Source organism: Methanococcoides mangrovi, assembly GCF_052057775.1.
Taxonomy (GTDB): domain Archaea; phylum Halobacteriota; class Methanosarcinia; order Methanosarcinales; family Methanosarcinaceae; genus Methanococcoides.
Window position 1 is genome coordinate 773,279 of record NZ_CP195121.1, and the last position, 19,930, is coordinate 793,208.

General features: G+C 46.7%; 19 protein-coding genes. 3 read left to right on the forward strand and 16 right to left on the reverse strand.

Annotation, left to right across the window (positions count from 1 at the left end):
- Positions 1-6 precede the first annotated feature (6 nt).
- The 4 genes from ACR3I3_RS03860 to ACR3I3_RS03875 all read right to left on the reverse strand — a co-directional run bounded on the left by ACR3I3_RS03860 (position 7) and on the right by ACR3I3_RS03875 (position 2,321).
- On the reverse strand, positions 7-375 hold the full coding sequence (locus ACR3I3_RS03860; protein ID WP_440953251.1) for an ATP-binding protein: 369 nt from the start codon (positions 373-375) through the stop codon (positions 7-9).
- Positions 376-406: 31 nt separating this feature from the next.
- The gene (locus ACR3I3_RS03865) at positions 407-745 is read right to left on the reverse strand and encodes a CGGC domain-containing protein (RefSeq protein ID WP_440953742.1); all 339 of its coding nucleotides are present in this window, start codon (positions 743-745) and stop codon (positions 407-409) included.
- Positions 746-754: 9 nt separating this feature from the next.
- Positions 755-1,531 (reverse strand): DUF166 domain-containing protein, encoded by a 777-nt coding sequence (locus tag ACR3I3_RS03870; RefSeq protein WP_440953252.1) that lies wholly within the window; start codon positions 1,529-1,531, stop codon positions 755-757.
- Between the two features lie 130 nt (positions 1,532-1,661).
- Positions 1,662-2,321, reverse strand: a complete 660-nt coding sequence (locus ACR3I3_RS03875; RefSeq protein WP_440953253.1) for an NAD(P)/FAD-dependent oxidoreductase — start codon at positions 2,319-2,321, stop codon at positions 1,662-1,664.
- Positions 2,322-2,410: 89 nt separating this feature from the next.
- On the opposite strand from ACR3I3_RS03875, the gene ACR3I3_RS03880 reads away from it, so the two are divergent.
- The gene (locus ACR3I3_RS03880) at positions 2,411-2,767 is read left to right on the forward strand and encodes a winged helix-turn-helix transcriptional regulator (RefSeq protein WP_440953254.1); all 357 of its coding nucleotides are present in this window, start codon (positions 2,411-2,413) and stop codon (positions 2,765-2,767) included.
- A 31-nt stretch (positions 2,768-2,798) separates the two neighbouring features.
- Here ACR3I3_RS03880 and ACR3I3_RS03885 read toward each other — a convergent pair whose 3' ends face one another.
- The 3 genes from ACR3I3_RS03885 to ACR3I3_RS03895 form a co-directional block, all read right to left on the reverse strand.
- The gene (locus ACR3I3_RS03885; protein WP_440953255.1) at positions 2,799-3,011 is read right to left on the reverse strand and encodes a DUF1059 domain-containing protein; all 213 of its coding nucleotides are present in this window, start codon (positions 3,009-3,011) and stop codon (positions 2,799-2,801) included.
- Between the two features lie 95 nt (positions 3,012-3,106).
- Positions 3,107-3,850: a hypothetical protein gene (locus ACR3I3_RS03890; RefSeq protein ID WP_440953256.1), complete on the reverse strand. Its 744-nt coding sequence runs from the start codon at positions 3,848-3,850 to the stop codon at positions 3,107-3,109.
- Between the two features lie 162 nt (positions 3,851-4,012).
- On the reverse strand, positions 4,013-4,438 hold the full coding sequence (locus ACR3I3_RS03895; protein WP_440953257.1) for a peptidylprolyl isomerase: 426 nt from the start codon (positions 4,436-4,438) through the stop codon (positions 4,013-4,015).
- 272 nt (positions 4,439-4,710) lie between these two features.
- Here ACR3I3_RS03895 and ACR3I3_RS03900 point away from each other — a divergent pair, with 272 nt between their 5' ends.
- Positions 4,711-4,971 carry a hypothetical protein gene (locus tag ACR3I3_RS03900; protein ID WP_440953258.1) on the forward strand — a complete coding sequence of 87 codons (261 nt, stop codon included), beginning with the start codon at positions 4,711-4,713 and terminating at the stop codon, positions 4,969-4,971.
- A 276-nt stretch (positions 4,972-5,247) separates the two neighbouring features.
- On the opposite strand, the gene thiC is transcribed toward ACR3I3_RS03900, so the two are convergent.
- The 9 genes from thiC to ACR3I3_RS03945 all read right to left on the reverse strand — a co-directional run bounded on the left by thiC (position 5,248) and on the right by ACR3I3_RS03945 (position 18,896).
- Positions 5,248-6,531 (reverse strand): phosphomethylpyrimidine synthase ThiC, encoded by a 1,284-nt coding sequence (gene thiC / locus ACR3I3_RS03905; RefSeq protein WP_440953259.1) that lies wholly within the window; start codon positions 6,529-6,531, stop codon positions 5,248-5,250.
- 351 nt (positions 6,532-6,882) lie between these two features.
- Positions 6,883-7,812, reverse strand: coding sequence for an S-layer glycoprotein N-glycosyltransferase AglJ (gene aglJ, locus ACR3I3_RS03910; RefSeq protein ID WP_440953260.1), 930 nt, complete (start codon positions 7,810-7,812; stop codon positions 6,883-6,885).
- Entirely contained in the window at positions 7,813-8,364 is a 552-nt protein-coding gene (locus tag ACR3I3_RS03915) for a TATA-box-binding protein (protein ID WP_440953261.1), read from the reverse strand.
- A gap of 105 nt (positions 8,365-8,469) precedes the next feature.
- Complete coding sequence (gene scpB, locus ACR3I3_RS03920) at positions 8,470-9,573, reverse strand: SMC-Scp complex subunit ScpB (RefSeq protein WP_440953262.1); 1,104 nt, start codon at positions 9,571-9,573, stop codon at positions 8,470-8,472.
- Positions 9,574-9,593: 20 nt separating this feature from the next.
- A complete protein-coding gene (locus ACR3I3_RS03925) occupies positions 9,594-10,397 on the reverse strand; it encodes a segregation/condensation protein A (protein WP_440953263.1) in 804 nt (267 codons plus the stop codon).
- Between the two features lie 14 nt (positions 10,398-10,411).
- Complete coding sequence (gene smc, locus ACR3I3_RS03930) at positions 10,412-13,936, reverse strand: chromosome segregation protein SMC (protein WP_440953264.1); 3,525 nt, start codon at positions 13,934-13,936, stop codon at positions 10,412-10,414.
- 20 nt (positions 13,937-13,956) lie between these two features.
- Positions 13,957-14,739, reverse strand: coding sequence for a hypothetical protein (locus ACR3I3_RS03935; RefSeq protein ID WP_440953265.1), 783 nt, complete (start codon positions 14,737-14,739; stop codon positions 13,957-13,959).
- 108 nt (positions 14,740-14,847) lie between these two features.
- Positions 14,848-17,514 carry a hypothetical protein gene (locus tag ACR3I3_RS03940; protein ID WP_440953266.1) on the reverse strand — a complete coding sequence of 889 codons (2,667 nt, stop codon included), beginning with the start codon at positions 17,512-17,514 and terminating at the stop codon, positions 14,848-14,850.
- Positions 17,511-18,896, reverse strand: coding sequence for a metallophosphoesterase (locus ACR3I3_RS03945; RefSeq protein ID WP_440953267.1), 1,386 nt, complete (start codon positions 18,894-18,896; stop codon positions 17,511-17,513). Before ACR3I3_RS03945 ends, ACR3I3_RS03940 begins: the two co-directional genes overlap by 4 nt.
- A 277-nt stretch (positions 18,897-19,173) precedes the next feature.
- Between ACR3I3_RS03945 and ACR3I3_RS03950 the strand changes: the two genes are divergently transcribed.
- Positions 19,174-19,905: a glucose-6-phosphate isomerase family protein gene (locus tag ACR3I3_RS03950; protein WP_440953268.1), complete on the forward strand. Its 732-nt coding sequence runs from the start codon at positions 19,174-19,176 to the stop codon at positions 19,903-19,905.
- The last annotated feature ends 25 nt before the right edge of the window (positions 19,906-19,930 follow it).

Genomic DNA, 19,930 nt, shown 5'->3' on the forward strand with positions numbered 1-19,930 from the left:
TTTGCTTCACCCATGGATGAGCTGTGGCAGGCAGCGTGTACAGACCCAGAGGCTCTCCATCTTGTGCCTGATGGGCAGGAGGTACCTTTCATCCTCTCCGGCACCGCAGCTGAAGCACCTGATGGATATGTCCGTGCTCTTTGGCTGTGCTTCTGCCTTTTCAGCATTGAACTCAACGGTCTGTCTCTCTTCGATGGTGATGGCACCTTCCGGACAGACGCCTATACAGAACCCCATGCCGTCACAGAGGTCTTCGGAAACGACCTTTGCCTTGCCGTCGATTATCTGTATTGCTCCCTCGGCACAGGGTGAGACACACTGTCCGCAGCCTGTACACTTCTCCTCGTCGATCTTGACTATCATTCGTTTGACCATTGTGATTTCTCCTTATTTTTATTACCTGCTATCAGTGATGTGTTCCCTCAACGATCTTTATGCCTGCATTCTCTATCGTTTTCCTGATCGTATCAATATGCGGGCATTCGGGATAGTTCTTCATCTGCATGCATGAGCTCAGGTGGATAACGTCCACTCCGCTTTTCTGCAGGGAACGCACCAGGCGGAACACACGCCTTCCCGAACATCCTCCGCATGTGAAGAATGCGATCATCTGTGCATTACCATCATAGTCGGTGAACTTTACTCTCCTTTCATTGAAAGCCTTAAAGCATCCTGTTCCCGGGCAGGCCTCGGATACTATATCACATCTGAGGACTGCTATTTTCACAGGCTTTTCTTCAGTAATGTTCTCACCTCATTTTTCATCTTCAGCAGAAACTTCTTTCTTATTGATGTGAGCTGCCTCTTCAACGCTCTTCCTGATTATGTATCCGGCCTCATGCAGGATGGTGTCCTGAAGTTGCGGGTCTTTGTCCATGCTCGCTGTACAAGGGTATGCGTGGTGCGCCCCGGACACGGTCTCCTTGTAGATATTGATGTCCGACCATCCAAGCTTCTTGGCTACATACCATGTTGACCCGCATGGGGCGTCCCTGAGGACCTTTGCATGTGTGAAAATGTTCCTCTCCTTGTCCACTTCTATGGTCAGCAACGGCCTGCCAAATCCCATGTCAACGAATTCGTCGATAAGTGGCTTTCCAGTTTTTACCAGTGAGCAGAACGGTTTCGGGAACTCACAGTCGATACCTTTGGCTTCAAGGGTTTCCTTTATTTGCTGGACAAGTCCTGCTGGTGCAAGTTTGGGGACCTCTATGGGTGCGATCACGGCCTTTGCACCGCACATCTCCACCATCTTCGGGAGTGTCGACAGGATGTCAGGATGCAGGTCCATGACTATCAGCAGGTCACAGTCACCCATATGTTCCGGGAGGTATTCCTCCGGTTCTTCTATGAACTGTGGCAGGTCGGCAGGGAACTCGTATATATCGACGACGCTGTCCGCGTATGACCTCTTCTTCTCCCTGCAATGGTCGCAAAGCTCTCCGCAGGATGTGCAGAAAGTGCTTGAGTTCACCACATTGCCTATGACTTTCCTTCCGAACTCTCCGGTATAGTAAAAACTGATACGCATAGCTTCCTCTCATCGATAAGGAAAATAAGCAGGGTCCTTGTCCGATCACCCTGTAAGTTGTGTTCGTAAGCAATTCGTGGGGATGGTCGGGGTCTTTGGAAAACCCCGACAGTCGTAGTAGTATGTTTGCTCAGAGTCCGACTTCTTTCTTGAAGGTCTCAAGTCCGATCTCATCAATGACCCTTCCGAGCCTGTGTTTCTTTGTGTGCGTCTTGTAGTATGTGATGATCTTATCAACAAGGTCGAGAACTTCTTCCTCATCAAGTTCCTCTGCAATGACATCTGCAAGACGTGGCTTGAGTCCGGCACTTCCTCCGACCATGACGGTGAATCCTTTTGGTGTGCCCATGATACCAATGTCCTTGATGGCGCTCTCAGCACAGGAGTTCATACACCCTGATACACCGATCTTGAGCTTTGATGGCAGTTCCATTCCATGGTATATCTCATCGAGCTTGAGCCCAAGTCCCACGGAGTCCTGCTGTCCGCGTTTACAGAATGTTGTTCCCGGACAGATCTTTACGCTCCTGACACAGAGTCCGATGGCAGCTGCAGGTTTCATATCGAGCTCTTTCCAGACGTTGTCCAGATCTTCCTCTTTTAGTCCCACTATGGCAAGTCTCTGTGCGGATGTTACTTTGATGGCAGCTGCACCGTATTTCTCGGATACGTCTGCAATCTTTCTGAGGAGATCTGGTGACGCAATACCTCCGGCGATGTGAGGTGCGATAGCGAATGTCTCCTGGTCTCTCTGAATGATTGCTCCCTTTTCAAGTAGATCTTTTGTCATTTAGTCCTCTCCTCTAAAATTTGTTGCTGTTTGTTATTAAGTATATTTGGGATACTTCTATATATAATGGCAGTTTCTTCCTTGATACTATGAAGGATTGTACCATCTACAAAACGATCGATATTATAGGCAAAAGATGGACTTTATGCATACTGCTGGAGCTTTACAAAGGTAACAACGAGGAAAAAAGGTTCAATGAACTTAAGAAGAAGTTGCAGACCATTACTCCGAAGACCCTGTCTGTAAGGCTCAAGGAACTTGAGGAAGATGGTCTTGTAAAAAGGACGCTTGACGATTCGAAGGACCCCGCAATATACACTTATTCCCTGACCAAAAGCGGAATGGAGTTCATGGAGATCATCCAGTCCATCAAGCAATGGGGTCTGGAATGGAAGTTCGAGAATAAGATCTGTGGCCTTTCCAACTGCAAGAACTGCAAGTTATGATATCATTGAACAAGCTTATGCGGGGCTTTGCTTAAAGTGCTCCGCAGCCACAACCCCTGCTCAGCAGGACATCGATGCGTGAGGCTATGTCCTGAATGTCCTCTTCAGACATGTCCTTTTCATGCATGTGTTTTTCGATTATGTGATCCATTATTTTCTGTTTCACATCACCGGTTTCAGATGCAGAACCTGTTGTGATGAAATCGCAATTGAACCCCAGATCCCTGCATTTTATGATCTTCATTTGCTTTCCCCTCCCCCTTATGTGCTCTTCAGATGCCAATATACTATTTGAATAGGGTGCATACTAATGTATGCTACATAATAGTAAAGCAGGCCTTATAGCCTGCTTATTATGTTGAATATCGGTTCCAGTTTCTTTATGTTCTCTTTGCAGAACTCATTGTCCTTACAGAGATTCTTAAGGCTTTCATATCCGGAATTTACTGTTTCAACATCCGATGGATCACAGGATGCCATTTCTCCTAAAAGATCCTCGATCTCGGTAGTTGTGCGCTCATCGTGTGTCAGTATATCCATTATTTTGCGTATCTCTTCATCAAGAACCGGTTTTATTGCCTGTTCAAAAATCGCCCCCTTCATTTCCGGTGGAACTTCCGCGGGAGCGCTTTCAATATCAATAATTTTGTTATCTTCAGGTTCACTTTCTGTGATCTCCATGGTGGACATCCTTGCGAACAGGTGTGAGAGTATTGTCTTCTGGGCAGTCAGGTACTTGAAGAATTCGAACTGCATTTTGCAGCTGTTCGCAAGCTTTGGTTTGTGATCAAGGGTCACATATGGCAGGATATTTTCATATGCTGCTGTGAACTCCTCAACCTTTTCCGGATAATATTCCTGAAGCATTTCAAGAACGCAGTCATACCATTTCAGGTATTTCCTTTGCATTATCTCGTGTATTTCCAGTCCTTCTCCTTTGAGTTCTGCTATCCTGTACTTCCCCTCACTTTCGTCTTCATTCTTTATGAATTCGACATAAGGGTACATTTTTGGCGCGAGCTCTTCGATCCAGTTAACGACAATTCCTGCGACCCTGACCTTGTTTAGTGTCTTTTGATCCATGTTACATCACAGACTTAATTATTAAAACTAAAATTAGGGTAAGGACCAATAGCAGGGCTAGTTTTCTCATGACCGGATATACATATCCGCATGCTGCGACCAGCGCTCTTATTGGTTCCATGTTTCCCTCTGTTAGCTATAAGATGGAAAATGGAGTATTGTTCACTCCTCTTCCACTTTTAGCCTGATCATGACATCGTCCTGCTTGATCTTGTTGACGACGTCCATTCCCTCAATGACCTTTCCAAAGACTGTGTGTACGCCGTCAAGGTGTGGCTGTGGTGAATGTGTGATGAAGAACTGGCTTCCGCCGGTATTCTTTCCGGCGTGTGCCATGGAAAGTGCTCCTGTTGTGTGCTTTCTGGGATTTATCTCGCACTTGATGGTGTATCCGGGGCCTCCGGTACCATTCCCTTTAGGGCATCCTCCCTGGATGACAAAGTTTGGTATTACTCTGTGGAATGTAAGTCCATTGTAAAATCCCTGTTTAATGAGCTTTTCAAAGTTTGCAACTGTCTTTGGTGCCTCCTTTTCGAAAAGTTCCAGGACGATATCACCTTTGTTTGTCTCAATGATTGCTTTTTTCATTAATGTGTCTCCTAACGGTTTTATGGTAAATTTGAATTTAAGGGTTTCTGTCAGGTCTGTAAAATCCGAATTTGACGGGTCGATAATCGATAACTTTATATGATTGCCCCGTTCATTTAGTACCAATGCTTCCAAATAATGGGGTCAGCATCTTTGTGCTGTTTTTGGAAATGCAGATAATTTAAAAAAGTTAAGGCCGATGTCGTATTCGTAATGATTTTCACCAAAATCATTTTATACGTTCAGGTTTTCTTAAAATGGGTGTTACTAAAATGATTAATTCAATCCTTGAAATGATTAAAAACGTGCCTGAGGGGCACGAGCTGTCAGGTTATATCTACTTGCTTGACGGTGCATCATCATCTATCATATGGTATGATAACATCACAAATTGCCGTGAAGTTGTAGAGGATGAGATCACCTGGCTGATCTTCGATTATATGAACCCGGACTATGGAAAATCCATTCTTCTTGTCCAGAAATCCGATGTTTCAAAGATCGACCTTTCATACGTAACTAAGACCCCTTACTGATCCTGTCTTCAGGTAGGTTTTTCAGTTCGGTCTTTTAGCACCATTCTTATATGGAATGGTGACTCGTTTATTTTGTTCCCTCTTCTTCTGAGATCTTTATTGTGGTATAGCTGTTGCTTTCTGCACTCCCTTCATTTAATCTGAAAAGAATCCTTTTTGAGATAGCTGAAGCTATGCAATGATCCTGTTGATTGTAATATTAAGGCAGTTCTCCGCCTTGAGAAGAAGATTCTGATATCTTGTAGAAAAAAAGAATTTAAAGTAATGCCAGTGGCATTACTTTGCAAGATCGTAGTTCTGGTTGACGATCTTAAGAGCGCAGAAGTCACCGCACATTGTGCATGCGTCTTCATCTGCAGATGCCCTTTCTGTCCTGACCTTCCTTGCGAGTTCTGGGTCGAGTGAATACTCGAAAACCTTTCCCCAGTCAAGGTCTCTGCGTGCCCTTGCCATTGCGAGGTCCTCGTCTCTCTTTCCGAGCTTGACCATGTCACCGACGTGTGCTGCGATCCTGGATGTCTTGACACCTTCGATTACATCCTCGAGGTTTGGAAGTGCAAGGTGTTCTGCAGGGGTTACGTAGCAGAGGAAGTCACAGCCTACTGATGCGGATGTTGCTGCACCGATCGCGGTAACGATGTGGTCGCGACCTGCACCGATATCTGTAACGAGTGGACCGAGCATGTAGAATGGCTTGCGACCGCTCATTGACTTCATGAGCTTGACGTTCATCTCGACCTCATCGAGTGGTACGTGACCTGGACCTTCGACGATTACCTGAAGACCGTACTTGTCGTGTGCTTTCTGTGCGCACTCGGAGTTGATGATGAGCTCCTGGATCTGTGCCCTGTCGGTAGCATCGTGGATCGCACCTGCGCGCATTCCGTTACCTGTGGAGAGGACAACTTCGTGTTCCTTGAGGATCTCACAAAGGTAGTCGAAGTCAGAGTAAAGTGGGTTTTCCTTCTCGTTGTGGAGCATCCATGTTGTCATGAAAGCACCGCCACGGGAACAGAGACCACCGTAACGTCCGTGTGCTTTAAGCCTGTCGAGGACGATGTTGTTGATACCTGTGTGGATGGCCATGAAGTTTGTACCGAGCTTTGCCTGCTCTTCTGTTGCGTTCCAGAGGTCATCTTCTGTCATGTGGACGATTGAACCGTCTCTCTTTGCAGCGGTGATGAATGCCTGGTACAGTGGTACTGATCCAACGGAAAGTGAGATCGCATCACAGACTTTCTTCCTGATGCCGAGGAAGTCTCCACCGGTTCCGAGCTCCATGAGTGTGTCTGCACCAGCAGCTTCTGCAGCTTTTGCCTTTGCGACTTCCATTTCCTCATCGATGATGTCTGAGGAAGCACCGATTGATGCGTTGACCTTTGTCCTGAGACCTTCACCGATACCGCAGAGCTTTACGTCCCTGTATGGGGAGGTTGGGATTACGATCCTACCTGCAGCGATTCCACGCCTGATGAATTCTGGTTCTACACCTTCGTTCTGGGCGACAACTTTCATTTCTTCTGTGATCTGGCCAGCTTTGGCATCTTCTACGATTGTCATGATTATAACCTCGTTATTAGTTGGATTAAAGAAGGGGGTATTTTATTTAAGTATTGCCGAAAAATCAACTTTAGAGTATGTAAAGTAAAATTGAATCTATTTGAGACATCCTCATCCCCGAAAAACCTCCATTTTGAAAGGACTTTTCCGATTCAAATAATCCTTATCTCCCGGACACTTTATTTCTGTCTAATGCAATCGTCTGCTTTTTTGTATCATCTCAAATAGGCAACTCTGTTTTATTTGCCAGAAGGTAAAGGAAAGTTTACTTGCATTGTATAATTTCAATGTTATTTCCCGGATGGAATATACTGTTATCCAGGAAGGTGGAAAAAAGTTATTTCTGGGAATTTAGCGCTCGTTGTTCTTGCGCAAAGTGCGCATGGTTTCCCTGTGCAATGATACTATAAGGTCGCTCAGCATTCCAAAAATAAACATCTGTATGCCTGTTAGTATCAATAAGGCTGTAAGTATCGTCATTGGTATGCGGGTAATTCCGCTTAACCATTCATTGACTACATAAAGGCCGACTCCGATACCCGATAGTGTCAGTAACGTACCGAAGATCCCGAAGTAGAACATCGGGTTGTGCAGTCTTGCCATCCTGAAGATGGTCTTTCCGATCTTGAATCCGTCCGTCATCGGGTTGAGCTTGGTATCTGCAGACGAATGTCTTGCAACGTATGTGATGGGCACCACTTCGATCTTCATCTCATGCTTTACGCTCTCAACAGTGATCTCGGTCTCGATCTCAAATCCCATCTCGTTAAGGTTGAGCCCTTTGATCGATCTCTTGTTGAAACCGCGATATCCTGTAAGGATATCCTCCAGCCAGACGCCGTATGCCAGGCCGAAAAGTTTGTTAAGGATCTTGTTCCCCGTCAGGTTCAACCTGGTAAATGCATCCGGCTCGTAGTTTGCGAATCGGTTGCCGATGGTCTGGTCAGCACGCCCTTCGATGATAGGTCCCAGAACAGTATAAATATCGCTTGCAAGGTATGTTCCATCGCCGTCTATCATGACGGTATAGGGGTCCCCGATAAGCTGAAAAGCTTCCTGGACCGCCTGACCTTTGCCTTTTCCTTCCTGAACGACGACCTTTGCACCACTTTCCTCAGCAAGCTGCCTTGTATTATCATGGCTATGGCCATCGATGACCAGGATATTCTCAAAGCCTTCCGCCTGGAAATCCTCAATAAGCTGTTTTATGGTTGCTTCCTCATTCAGGGTTGGAATGAGGATGCAAACATCGTTTTTATCCAGAGGGGCCTGAATATCCATTTACAAAAGTCCCATATTGTCAAGCTGCTGTCTTACGACCTCAACACCTTCCTCGCAGTTCTCAGGTGACTTTCCACCAGTGACCACAAGTTTTCCGGAACTGAAGATCAGTACGACAACTTTTGGCTCATCGATCCTGTAAACAAGTCCCGGGAACTGCTCAGGCTCATATTCAATGTTCTCAAGACCAAGTCCGATGGCAATTGCATTAAGATTGAGCACTGCTTTAAGGTCAGCTGAAGCGACAATGTTCTGCACGGTGATCTCCGGGTCAGCAATTGTCTCGATACCAATACCATTGAGCTTCTTTGCCATGTCTCCGATCACAGTGTGTACGTCCTCAACGTTCTTTGCACCGGTACATACCACTTTTCCTGATGTGAATACAAGGAATGCGGCCTTTGGATCGGAAACGCGATACACAAGTCCAGGGAACTTCTGCTTGTTGTATTCTGCGCCTTCGAATTCCGCTTCTATCTTTGTTAGGTCGAATTCTTCAGCAAGTTTGGTTGAAGCAACCACGTTCTCTATCTTGATGTTATATTCCGTCATGATCTTTGACTCTCGGTATTTAAGGATGGGTATATTTAGCAATACAGTATATATACTTATACCCTTCTATTTATATATGTATTTAAATAATCTTTATAAAAACGGTCATTTTTCAAGCTTTTTCAGCCCATCAATGATGGCATCGTATTTTTTGCAGACCCTGTCCACAATATCGCCTTCGACCTTTGAGTGGGTCGGCACAAGGATATCGGCACCTTCCGATATGTTCACTCCTTCACTGGATGTGCCATAATCAGGGGCTATCACATAGCCTTCGGTTGAAACCCCTAGCCTGAGGTCGCTGACGATACGTGCGATCATATCTGTTGCAGGCCTGACCTTCTTGCTGATCACCAGTGCCTTTGACACATATCTTTCCCTGAGGTCTTCGATGAGTTCAATGCTTTCATTTGCCCTGTCCGGGTCTGAAACACTTTCAAGTGCCTTTATAGCATCGATTATGTCGCCGAATGTTGTAGAACTGACCTCAATGATCTCTCCGTCATAGTTCCTGCTAACCTTCTCTTGATATCCTTTTGAGATGACCATCTTGAATATGTCAGCAAGACTTTCCAGTTCTTCCTCTGTCGGATCGTAGGCGTTGATGATCTTATAGTCCTTGATCCCGCAAAGATCGGCAAGTGAACTATACATGGGTGTGAATCCCACGAACCTTCTTCCAAGCCACCTGTCAAGCCCTTCGCTTCCTCCCTGCTGGCGGGAAAGCTCCACTATCTTCTTCTTAATGGATTCCGGATCGTTGGACTTGAGTCCGAAATAATCTGCAAAAAGGGATGTTGTCTGGAGAAGTTTTGTTCTTCCATGGGGGACGGCCTCGATGAAACCTCTTTCCTTAAGCTCACGTATGTGGTCGTATACGGAATTACCTCTCATGTCCACAAGGTCTGACTGGACCACAGGCTGGTGATAGGCTATCATGGAGAGCGTACGAAGGATCGGTGCTCTGAGCTCCTTTGGAGCGACCGGGCTCACAAGGTCTGTATATTTCGGCTTGACCTGCATCACATATCGTCCGTCAAGGTCGATGATCTCCATCCCCGACTCTCTTGTAGAATACTCTTCCATGAGCTCCTGAATGACAGGCTTTATGGCCTTTACCGGTTTGCTGACCACCTTTGCAAATGTCTGGATGTCAACAGCCCCGCCTGCCGCAAAAAGAACGGCTTCAATGATCTCCTTATCTTTCATATCCTTCCTCTTTGAATATATCATTCGGCTTCGCAGGCGGGATGGACATACAGTTCACCGAATAGTTCTTCCTGTGACAGCCATACCCTTTTTTCAGATGCAAGGAACAGCAATGAGATGTATGTCATCACTTTTTCAGAATGGCTGGTCGTGCTCTCGATCAGGTCAGAGAACATTACTTCTTTCCTGTCCCTGAAAAGCTCTTCAAGGTACTGATGAAGTTTGTCCACCCTACCTCTGATATCCTCCTCGTGCGCGATACCGAGTACGTCATCGGTGGTGGCCCTGTCCATTATCTCAATGCGGCGGCGTATCCTTCTGTCCTTCCTGCGTGTTTCGACCCTTTCTGCCTTCTTAAGTTCGGTAATAAGTTCCTGAAGGGTCACCGGGCGGGTTGCGGTACGGCGGATCGGGAGTTTAGGGACCGGATATTCCTCCACCTCATAGAAATCCATCTCATCGTCAAAGAATTCCTCTACCTCTTCCTCTTCTTCCTGCACGATACCTGTGGATTTCATCCTCAGGAGAATGGCTGCATACAAAAGTGTTCTCCCTGATATCCTCAGGTCCATCATCTTCATTTCTTCGATATATGCAAGGAACTTGTCCGTGACCTGCACAATATCGATATCCCATGGGTTTATGTCGCCGTTCTTTGCAAGATTGACAAATATCTCCACAGGCTCGCAGAGCACATCATCCGAGAACTCTACCAGTGATTCGTCCACTCCCAGGACGCGAAGCGTTTCCAGGAATTCCGGGTCTACAGAGCTAACGCGGTCTGTTATAATTTCCTGGATGTTGTTTTCGTTTTCCCCGATCACTTCAGAAAGATCGCTTACCGTAATTTCACACCCGTAATGTTAGTGATATTGTTCTCCTGCATCGTGACACCAATGGTGCGCTCAGCTGCTTCTATCATTGGTTTACGCAGGGATACTACAATGAACTGTGCCTTTGTGCCGGCTTTCTTCACACGTTGGGCGACCCTGTCAGCATTCGAACCGTCAAGGAACATATCTATTTCGTCAAATGCATAGAACGGTGCCGGGCGGTATTGCTGGATCGCGAAGACGAAAGCAAGGGCAGTAAGACTCTTTTCTCCTCCGGACATCGCTTCAAGGCGCTGGAGGGTCTTCTCCTTAGGCTGTGCGCGCAGTGTAAGTCCCCCGTTGAAAGGTTCCTCATAATCATCAAGTACAAGCTCTCCGGTACCGTCTGAAAGCTCGTTGAAGATCTCCTTGAAAGGCTCATTGATGCCGTTGAAGGTTTCCATGAACGCATCCTTTTTCAGTGTCTCGTACTGGTCGATACGGTCCAGGATCTGTTCCCTTTCATTGAACAGGATGGCCCTTCTGGTCTTAAGGTCCACGACCCTCGCGTCCACTTCATCGTATTCATCAATTGCCCTCATGTTCACAGGTTCAAGCTTCTCCATTGCTTTCTCTATGGATGCTATCCTTGTGCTGACCGTTTCATAGTTCGGCACATCCTCGGTCTCTTCTATGCCGCGCCTCTCAAGCTCTTCCTTAAGCTCCTCTGTCTGTTCTGAAAGGGCCTTTTGAGTGGCTTCCAGTGCCATCATGGCCTTGTCAGCATCGTCAAGCCTTGACCTGGTGGCCATAATGTCCTTTTCCGCAGCATTGTACTCTGTCTGCTTGAGTGCACGCTTTTGCTGCATGTCCCTGAGCTCTTCCGCAAGCTCCTTCTCACGATGCTCTTTGTTCTTAAGGGTAACTTCCAGTTCGGTTATCTTTGCTTTGAGGGAATCCACACGTTCGCGATGGGTTGATCTCTTCTCTTCCATCTCTCTGATGAGCTGGCGGCTGTCCTCTATCTTTGAGGATGCATACTCGCGGTCAAGGTTCAGGGCATTGATATCAGCTTCAATGTCACGGATACGTCCGTCAAGCCTTCGCATCTCTTCATCGATGCGCTCGGCCTGCTTGTTGAGTTCAGGGATCTCCGATTCGGAAAGCTTCTCCTCAATGGATGTGATCTTCTCTTCAAGTTTTGCAGCTCTCTCTTCCTTCTCGTTCTTCTGTGAAACTACAAGCTCCATTTCCTCACGGAGCTTTGTGCGCTGTTCTTCAATATCGGCCAGCTCGATGCTCTTTGCCTCGATAAGCTGGGTGAGGCGCTCTGCCCTGCTTCCGATCTCCTCGAAGATCATTTCCTTCTTTGAGATCTCCTTTTCCAGTTCGTGGATCTCACGATTGATGTCGGAAATATGTCCTTCCACAGCATCCAGCTTTTTGATCGCAGTATTGCGTCGCGACTCGAATTCGGTGATCTTTTCCGCGATCTTTATGAGCTTGTCTTTTTCAGAGGCTGCAAATGAGAGTCCGGAGCTCTTTTGCATGGACCCTCCGGTCATTGCACCGCTCTTTTCAATGACCTCTCCTTCTAGTGTGACCATACGGAGTCCGCCAATGAGCCGACGTGCGTTCTCAAGGGTGTCAACGATAAGTGTGTCCCTGAAAACATACCAGTATGCGGCCTCGAACCTGGGGTCGAAGTCGATGAGGTCGATCGCATAGCCAATGACGCCTTTGCGGTCAGAGAGGTCCTTATATGGTCTTCTTGCTTCCATCTTGTTAAGCGGCAGGAAGGTCGCACGTCCTCCTCTCTGTTGTTTCAGGAACTGGATGCCGCGTGATGCGTCCTCGTCGGTCTCAACCACGATGGCCTGCATGCGTCCGCCTGCTGCAACTCCAAGAGCTGTGGAATATTTCTGGTCAACGCTACCGAGTTCGGCGATGGTACCGTATATGCCGGGAAGGCCGTGATGCTTCTTCTCGGCGATGATCATGTCAACTGCTTTAGAATAATTGCTGGTGTCCTCTGCGGCCCGGACGCGTGCTTCCAGCATTGCATAGTCCTGCTGCTGTTTGCGAAGTGTGGCCTCAAGGTCTGTTACCACGGTCTTGATCTGGAAGCGATTGCTCTCAAGGTCATCGAGGTCCTTTGTGAGGGAGTTTATCTGCTCGGTATGTTTCTCTATCTCATACTGTGCTGACTTCGTATCACTGCCTGAAGATTCTGCTTTTGCCTTTGCATCATCTATCTCGTTCTCGATATCCCTGACCTCTGCGGACCTTCTCCTCAGGGAGTCCAGCAGCCTGTCCTCCTGTCGCATGAGCTCGCTCTTGTCGTTCCTGACAGTTTCCAGCTCGTTCTTGAACGAGGTGAGCTCATCTCTGGTCTGGGCGAACTTCTCATCAACATCCGCTATCCTGCTTTGCAGGATCATCCTCTCTGTCTTTCTTTCTGAAAGCTCGGAAAAGATACTGTCCTTGCGGAGGGATTCTTCAGAGAGTTTCTCATCGATCTCATTGACCCTGTTCTTCGTCTGCTCGATGTCGAGGAATGCTTTCTTGCGTCTGGAATCGATGTCCTCGATCTCGTTATCTGCCAGTTCGATGCTGTTGACACATCTTGAGATATCTCCCTTTATCCCCTCGATGTCCTTCTTGATCTGTATCTGCTCGTCCTCTCCCATCCTCTGGATCTCGGAGGTAAGGTCCCTGAGCTCATCTTCAAGTACTTCCAGCTTTTCCTGCTTCTGGTCAAGGGACTTCCTGAGCTCCTTCCTGACTTCTTCCTTTGCAACAATGTCCTTGCCAACGTTCTCAAGCTCGACCCTTGCATCTTTGAGCTTTGCAAGCAGGACGAAGCCCTCGAACTTCATTTTCTCCTGTTTGAGGCTCTGGTATTTTACAGCCTGGTCGCGCTCTACCTTGAGCTTCTCCAGTTGCTTTTCAACCTCTTCTATGAGTATATCAGCCCTTTCGATACGCTCTCTCACGATCTCCAGCTCGTTCAGGGCCCTGTCTCTCTTATTGTCAAATTCGGCAACACCGGCGATCTCATCGATTATCTTGCGCCGCTCCCCTGCTGTCATGGTAATTATGCGGGTAACGTCACCCTGCATTACTACATTGTAGCCTTCAGGGGTCACACGTGCCTTTGCAAGATGATTGTGGATGTCGGTAAGGCTGACGGCCTTTCCATTGAAATAGAAATAACTGTAGTACCCGCTGTCAGTTTCCCTGATCTTCCTGCTGATCACCACTTCATCCTCGTCCACAGGCATTTCCCGATCGGAATTATCGAACCGTATCGTAACCTGTGCAAAATCAGGTTTCTTTGCCTTGTCGCCATTGTAGATGAGGTCTGTAAGTTTTTCAGCCCTCAGGGTACGTGAGCTGGAAAGTCCCAGCACAAAAAGTATCCCGTCGATGATATTTGATTTTCCGCTTCCGTTAGGTCCTGATATGGTGGTAAAATCATCAAAGAATGGTATTTTGACTTTTTTCCCAAAAGACTTGAAGTTCAGAAATTCGATCTCTTTGATGTACACTTGATTCCTCTTCCATCGACTTAAAAGGATTTCCTGCGGGTAGTTGTGATGACAGTATCTTCATCATTTCGGTCTTCCACGGTCTCATATTCTGATTCTGAGAGGGTGCGTGAAGGGCTTCCTTCCTCTGCAATGATATACTCGCATTCATCTCCCCTGGGAGTAGGATAATTGCTGTTTGCAGGCACATCACCTCCCTCCGCTACTATGTATTCGGTAGCTATGTTTCTTGCAGTCTCCTGTATGGGTTCCGGGTGGCTTATGTCCCTTATCTCCATATTGACCTCTTTCGGGTCTACAAGTTTGCTCCATTGTGGTGTTGAAGTCGTCTCCCTGATCGGTTCCTTCATTTCCGGCAACGGTGAATCGGTAAATCCCATTAGAGGCCTTGCAGCTGGTTCTGCTTTTTTCTGTCCAAAAAGCGTGTCTGCAAGGTTGCCTTTGTTAGTAGTTACTGGGATCTCTTCGGTCTTTTGTGCAGGTGAGTTAAATGGATTTTGTATCGATATTGTTTCAAAAGGATTCTGCTCTGTTTTCGGAGCGGGTCTGCTTAATGATCTGAGCTGGGATTTCTGGTCAAGCAGCTCCTCCATTATGCCACTCAGATTGCTTGATATCTCCTGGACCTTCTGTTCGATCTTTACAAGACGATTATTGATGTCGAGGTCACTCTTCATCTCCTTGCGAAGCTCCTTCACAATAGAATCATGAAGCTTGGAGCTGATGATCTCTATTTCTTCTTCCTTCTCAGCCAGTTTTCGTTCAAGCCTTTCTATAACAAAGTCCCTGTTCTCGGAGCCCATTCAATACCTCACAAACCTCTCTTTCCCTTACGATCAAACCATTAGCCTGCTCAATAATAAGGATAAAAACTATAATATATCTTATGGTCGTGAATTTCCTCCAGATACTCATTTTGCAGCAATGGATGAACTATTTGTTATCGGGTCTTTCTCAACCACGAACACATGATCTGCAGAATCTATCAGTGATTCATCATGGGATACGATCAGGATCTGGCCTACGCCTATGTCCCTCATCATGTCAATGAGCTTTATCAGCTGGTGGATGTGTCCCCTGTCAAGGAAAACGGTAGGCTCGTCCAGGATCAGTGGTGGTAGCTCCACACTGCCTGTGGTTCCTGGTGAATGGGAAAGCAGGCGATAGATGGCACATCTGAGTACAAGGTTGAATATTGCCCTCTCGCCGCCGCTCAGCAGTTTTGGTTCCAGGGGTGTGCCGTCCTTCTCATAGATCGTCAGGTTGTAGTCCTGATCAAGGCTGATGTGTGAATATGCATTGTTGGTGTACATGAACGAGAAGATCTCATTGAGCAGCCTGTCTAATGCATCAATGTTCTTTGCACGCAGTTCGGCACGGAGGCGCATGTACATGGTCTCAAGCTCTTCCGCATCCTTGTAGACGGCTTCCAGGAACTCCTTCTTATTGGAAAGCATCTTGTGCTTCTCCTTAAGCTCATTAAGTCTTCTGATCTCGCCTTCGATGAGCCCGATCTGTTTATGGAGCTCGTTTTTCCTTAGATTAAGTTCCTCCAGCCTCGATATGATGCCTTTGTGGGCACTTTCATATTTTGACCTGTCACTCCTGAGCTTGTCGATATCCACGTCCCCGAGTTCCTTGTCAAGTTCCTCAAGACGTTTCTTTCTGTCCCTTATCTGCTCCTCGAACAGCCCGATCTTCTCGATCCCGTTATCTATCCCGTCCTGTGATCGCTGGATCTCGTTCTGCATCTTCTCGATCCCAAGGCGGTTCGTTCTGATCCTTTTTACTGTTTCGAGCCTGTCCGTTATGGTCTTGTGTGAAATGGTCGCATCATTCTCTTCTTTTTCCAGTGTCTCGATATCCTCTTTGACCTTCAGTATCTTTCTGCCGACCTCGTTGATCTGCTCTTTAAGGGATTCTTCCTTTTCTTTCCCTTCTTTTATGGCCAGCCAATTCTCTTCGATCAGTTTCTCGTGACTGTTGATCTCCCGGGTCTTGATCTGTATCTGGTGTTTGTTCTCTTCGATCTTTTTTTCGATCTCTTTTGCATTTCTCACACGCTCTGTTTTCGTATCCAGGTCGGCCTGCTCGGAACGGATGTTCTGCAATTCAACTAGAAGGGTTGCCTTTTGGTCCTTGTCCTCGTTTGTCTCCTCGCATATCCTGGAGCCTTTAAGGTCCTGTCCGCATGTGGGGCATAATCCTTTTTCCAGAAGTTCTTTAGCTTTCTGTATCCTTTTTTCGAGTTCCGCAAGAGTGGCAGCCCTTTCTCTCTCTTTTCCGTGGAGCTGCTTTTGCTTCATGCTAAGCAGTTCTGCAATATCATCTATGTTCTCAAGCTTATCATCAGGGAATCCGATCCTTGAAGCTTCTTCTGCCTTTTCCCTGTTCGCATCTTCCAGTTTCCTGATCTCGGATGCAAGTTTCCCTATATCATCTGTGATACTTTTGGTCTTAGCTTCCCTGCTCCGGATCGCATCTGAATTGTTCTTCAATTGTTCGTTCAGGTTAAGCAGGAATTCGTTCTGGGCTCTCTCATTACCCTTTGCAAGCTCCCGTTTTTTCACAATGGTGCTTACCACATCCCTGGAAGTTGACTCTTCCTTTTCTATGGATGTGACATATACCTCAATATCCGCATCATCAGGGACATTTATCTGTGCACATAGCCTTGCATTTGCAATTTGAAGTTTTTGGATCTCCTGCCTCCCTGAGCTCACAAGGCTTCTGGCCTTTTCTATTTCATTGTATGTGGCAGTGATCTTTGACCTGAAGTCCCGTACTTCCGCATCGATGCTGGTTTTTTGCTCCAGGGTGCCTGTGTATTTGTTGATCTTCTCCTCAATGGATGATACGATCTCCCTAGCACGCTCTTTCTTTTCCTCCAGGTCGGAAATGTCTTTGCCGGTCCCGTTCATCTCGGTCCTGACATTATTGAGGGCATGGTATGGGTTCGAACTCTCGATACGTTCGATGTCCGCGACATTGTCCTTTATGCGTGCATCTGTTTCCCTCTGGTGTCTTCCAACCCCTTTTCTTGCATTGCCTGCACGTTCCCTGTATTCTTCCAGCTTGCCTATCTGGAGCAGGTCATCGATCATGCGCTGCCTGTCCTTTGTTTTTGCATTGATAAGGACATCGATCTCTCCCTGGCGGATGTAAACACAGTTCTTGTAGGCTTCCTCATCCATCTTCATGAGTGCCTTGACAGCTTCATAGGTCTGGACCGCCTGGTCGACCATGATCTGTCCGTCGACAGTGAATACCGATTTGTTATTGGATGCATTCCCGGTCTTCGGATTTACTTTGTATCCCTGCTCGATGCTGTATCCATGGCCATTGCTCTCAAAATCGACCATTATTGATGCCTTTGTGGCACCCTTTCTTATCAGGTCAGAGAGCACGAAATCCTTCGATAGGGTGCGGCTGCCGAACAGTCCTGTAAAGCATGCTTCCAGCAGACTGGATTTGCCACTTCCGTTCACACCGGACACAACTGTGACCCCGTCATTGAACCGGATATCCAGGTTCTCGTAGCTCCTGATGTTCTCAACACGCAGCCTTTTCAGTTTCACAGGTAGTCCCCCAGATTGTACTGTTTTGCTTTTGGACTTTCAACTTTCTTTTTTTCCGGAGGATGGTTCTCATTTGGTCCCGATACCTCTGTTTTTTCCACATCTTCTTCTGCTGGCGTTGTTCCGGTTCCTTCCTGGTCCGCAACATACTCCGAGGTCTCACTTTTTTCGGTCTCGCTGGTCACACTATATTCGCCAGAAGGTTCTGCGATACTGAGCTCACTTTCACCCAGTTCCTCCTCCTTTTCATCGGCAAGACCTTCGATTTTGGTCCTATCTTCCGTTTGTTCTTCTTTCCTGGCCATGTATGTCTCAGGTCTCATGAAATCAATTCCGGAAAGCAGGTTCCCAATTCGTGTTTCAGCCTCAAGGTCCACCTTTGTCTTCGGGACGGCCGGGTCCCTGACGATCTCATCGATCATTATACCACCGCTTGTAAGCGTCATTTTTGAGATCTCTCTTTTGACCGCTTCGTCAGGGTCAGAAAAAGAGACTTCCAGTGGCATGTCCTCTTTCACTTCTTCGCCGTGCCTCAGATCCCGTATTCGTGTTACAAGTGCATTGCTCCCTGCAAGCAACTCTTCTATCTCATTGTAGGATATGTTGGCTTCCGGATTGCCATAGATGTCTACAAAGACCACTTTGTCAGATACCTGATGTTCCCTGATCGTATTGATGATCATTTCATAGGCGCTGTCCCTGTCCCTTAGCTCCACAGGTATGAACAGGAAATCCCTTGTGGGGATATTTCGTCTGCCTATGTCGATCCCGTTGTCATTTATCGTAACAATGTTGTATGTGCGTGCATCGGTTTCAGATGCGCTGTTGCGTTCTGTACTTCCGCAATATGTGACCCATGTCCGGTCTACCCGTATCTTCTCATTTCTGTGGTAATCACCAAGGAGTATGGCATGTACGTCGAAGGGGAGTTCCCTTATAACATCCTCACAGTCCCACTCCCCGAAAGGGAATGGTAGCATCAGTTGGTGCATCACCAGTATGTTGTACTGTGCGGAGTCCTCATCTGTGAACTTTGAATAATCAAAAAGCTGTATCTTTGATCTTGGAACGTTGTCTATTCCGTAGATGGCAATATCTTCTATCCTGTAAGGTTTCGATCCGAGCCTTATGGCAAGTCCCATGCTCTCGAAAAGGTCCAGCCATTGTGTATGTTGCTTGCTCTCATGGTTTCCCACGACTGACAGGAAAGGGATGTTTCGCAGCTTTAATTTTGAGAGTATGTTAATGGTGTCAAGGATATCCTCGAGTGTTGGGTTCCTTGAATCAAAAAGGTCTCCTGCATGTACCACAGCATCCATCTTCATCTCGACAGCATCGTCAACAACGCTGGAAAAGGCATCAATGAAATCCTGTCTGCGCACTTCACTATGGTATTGTCTGTATCCTATATGTGTATCAGCAGTATGCAGTATTCTTATATCCCTCTCCATGTCCCTCTTTATAGTCCCTCTTTTACTTTTAAGCTTGTTGTTTTAGGAATTGGTATGAGTTCTGATATTCTTCAATCTCAATTTTATTATTTCAATGAGTTAAATTTAATACGTAGTATGCTTATGTTAGGGTTGTACGTCTATACTTATAATCAATTATTGGCCGATGGGGATCGGCAAGACGTTCGTTTAAGTGAGGGTATTAAATATGACTTATAATATCGAATTTGGGGGAGTTGTAAGGGATCCTGATGTAAGGATGCTCCATGACATGAAAGAGGTCATCTCTGACAGGGAATGGTTCGATTCTGTCGAAGATTTCGAACTTTACTATATGTTCAGGCATCTTTCCATGTCTGAGGCTGAACTCAAGAGCATTAACAAGCAGCACCTGCGTTATGACATAACAGTGATTCCTCCCGGGATGCTTGGCTGTGAGTTCATTAAGACCGCAGGGCACTATCATCCTAATGTTCCGGGGCAGGATCTTTCCTATCCTGAGGTATATCAGGTCCTTGAAGGCGAGGCGACCTACCTTTTGCAGAAACATAAAGTCGATGACATTATCGACGTTGTTGTTATCAAGGCCGGACCGGGGGATATTGCACTCATTCCTCCGGATTATGGACATGTGACCATCAATGCATCAGATGAGACTCTGAAGATGGCTAACTGGGTATGCTGTGATTTTGGTTCCAGTTATGCACCTTTCAGGGATATGGAAGGCGGTGCATATTATCTGCTGGACACGGGTTTTGTTAAGAATCACCGCTATGAGGACCTTCCTGAGCTGAGGTACATAACACCTCTGGATATTCCGGAATTCGGTCTTGAATGTGGCAGGGATATGTACGAACTCATAAACGATCCCGAAAAGCTGCGTTTTCTGAAAGAGCCACAGGATTTTGTAGGTGTGTTCGAGAGCATTCTGACTATCTGAGCATAACTATCTATAATATGGTGGG

What these genes read in the sequence shown, in the direction of transcription:
- ACR3I3_RS03860 (WP_440953251.1), bottom strand. Translation starts at nt 375, where the DNA reads ATGGTCAAACGAATGATAGTCAAGATCGACGAGGAGAAGTGTACAGGC.
- ACR3I3_RS03870 (WP_440953252.1), bottom strand. Translation starts at nt 1,531, where the DNA reads ATGCGTATCAGTTTTTACTATACCGGAGAGTTCGGAAGGAAAGTCATA.
- ACR3I3_RS03875 (WP_440953253.1), bottom strand. Translation starts at nt 2,321, where the DNA reads ATGACAAAAGATCTACTTGAAAAGGGAGCAATCATTCAGAGAGACCAG.
- ACR3I3_RS03880 (WP_440953254.1), top strand. Translation starts at nt 2,411, where the DNA reads ATGAAGGATTGTACCATCTACAAAACGATCGATATTATAGGCAAAAGA.
- ACR3I3_RS03885 (WP_440953255.1), bottom strand. Translation starts at nt 3,011, where the DNA reads ATGAAGATCATAAAATGCAGGGATCTGGGGTTCAATTGCGATTTCATC.
- ACR3I3_RS03890 (WP_440953256.1), bottom strand. Translation starts at nt 3,850, where the DNA reads ATGGATCAAAAGACACTAAACAAGGTCAGGGTCGCAGGAATTGTCGTT.
- ACR3I3_RS03895 (WP_440953257.1), bottom strand. Translation starts at nt 4,438, where the DNA reads ATGAAAAAAGCAATCATTGAGACAAACAAAGGTGATATCGTCCTGGAA.
- ACR3I3_RS03900 (WP_440953258.1), top strand. Translation starts at nt 4,711, where the DNA reads ATGATTAATTCAATCCTTGAAATGATTAAAAACGTGCCTGAGGGGCAC.
- thiC (WP_440953259.1), bottom strand. Translation starts at nt 6,531, where the DNA reads ATGACAATCGTAGAAGATGCCAAAGCTGGCCAGATCACAGAAGAAATG.
- aglJ (WP_440953260.1), bottom strand. Translation starts at nt 7,812, where the DNA reads ATGGATATTCAGGCCCCTCTGGATAAAAACGATGTTTGCATCCTCATT.
- ACR3I3_RS03915 (WP_440953261.1), bottom strand. Translation starts at nt 8,364, where the DNA reads ATGACGGAATATAACATCAAGATAGAGAACGTGGTTGCTTCAACCAAA.
- scpB (WP_440953262.1), bottom strand. Translation starts at nt 9,573, where the DNA reads ATGAAAGATAAGGAGATCATTGAAGCCGTTCTTTTTGCGGCAGGCGGG.
- ACR3I3_RS03935 (WP_440953265.1), bottom strand. Translation starts at nt 14,739, where the DNA reads ATGGGCTCCGAGAACAGGGACTTTGTTATAGAAAGGCTTGAACGAAAA.
- ACR3I3_RS03950 (WP_440953268.1), top strand. Translation starts at nt 19,174, where the DNA reads ATGACTTATAATATCGAATTTGGGGGAGTTGTAAGGGATCCTGATGTA.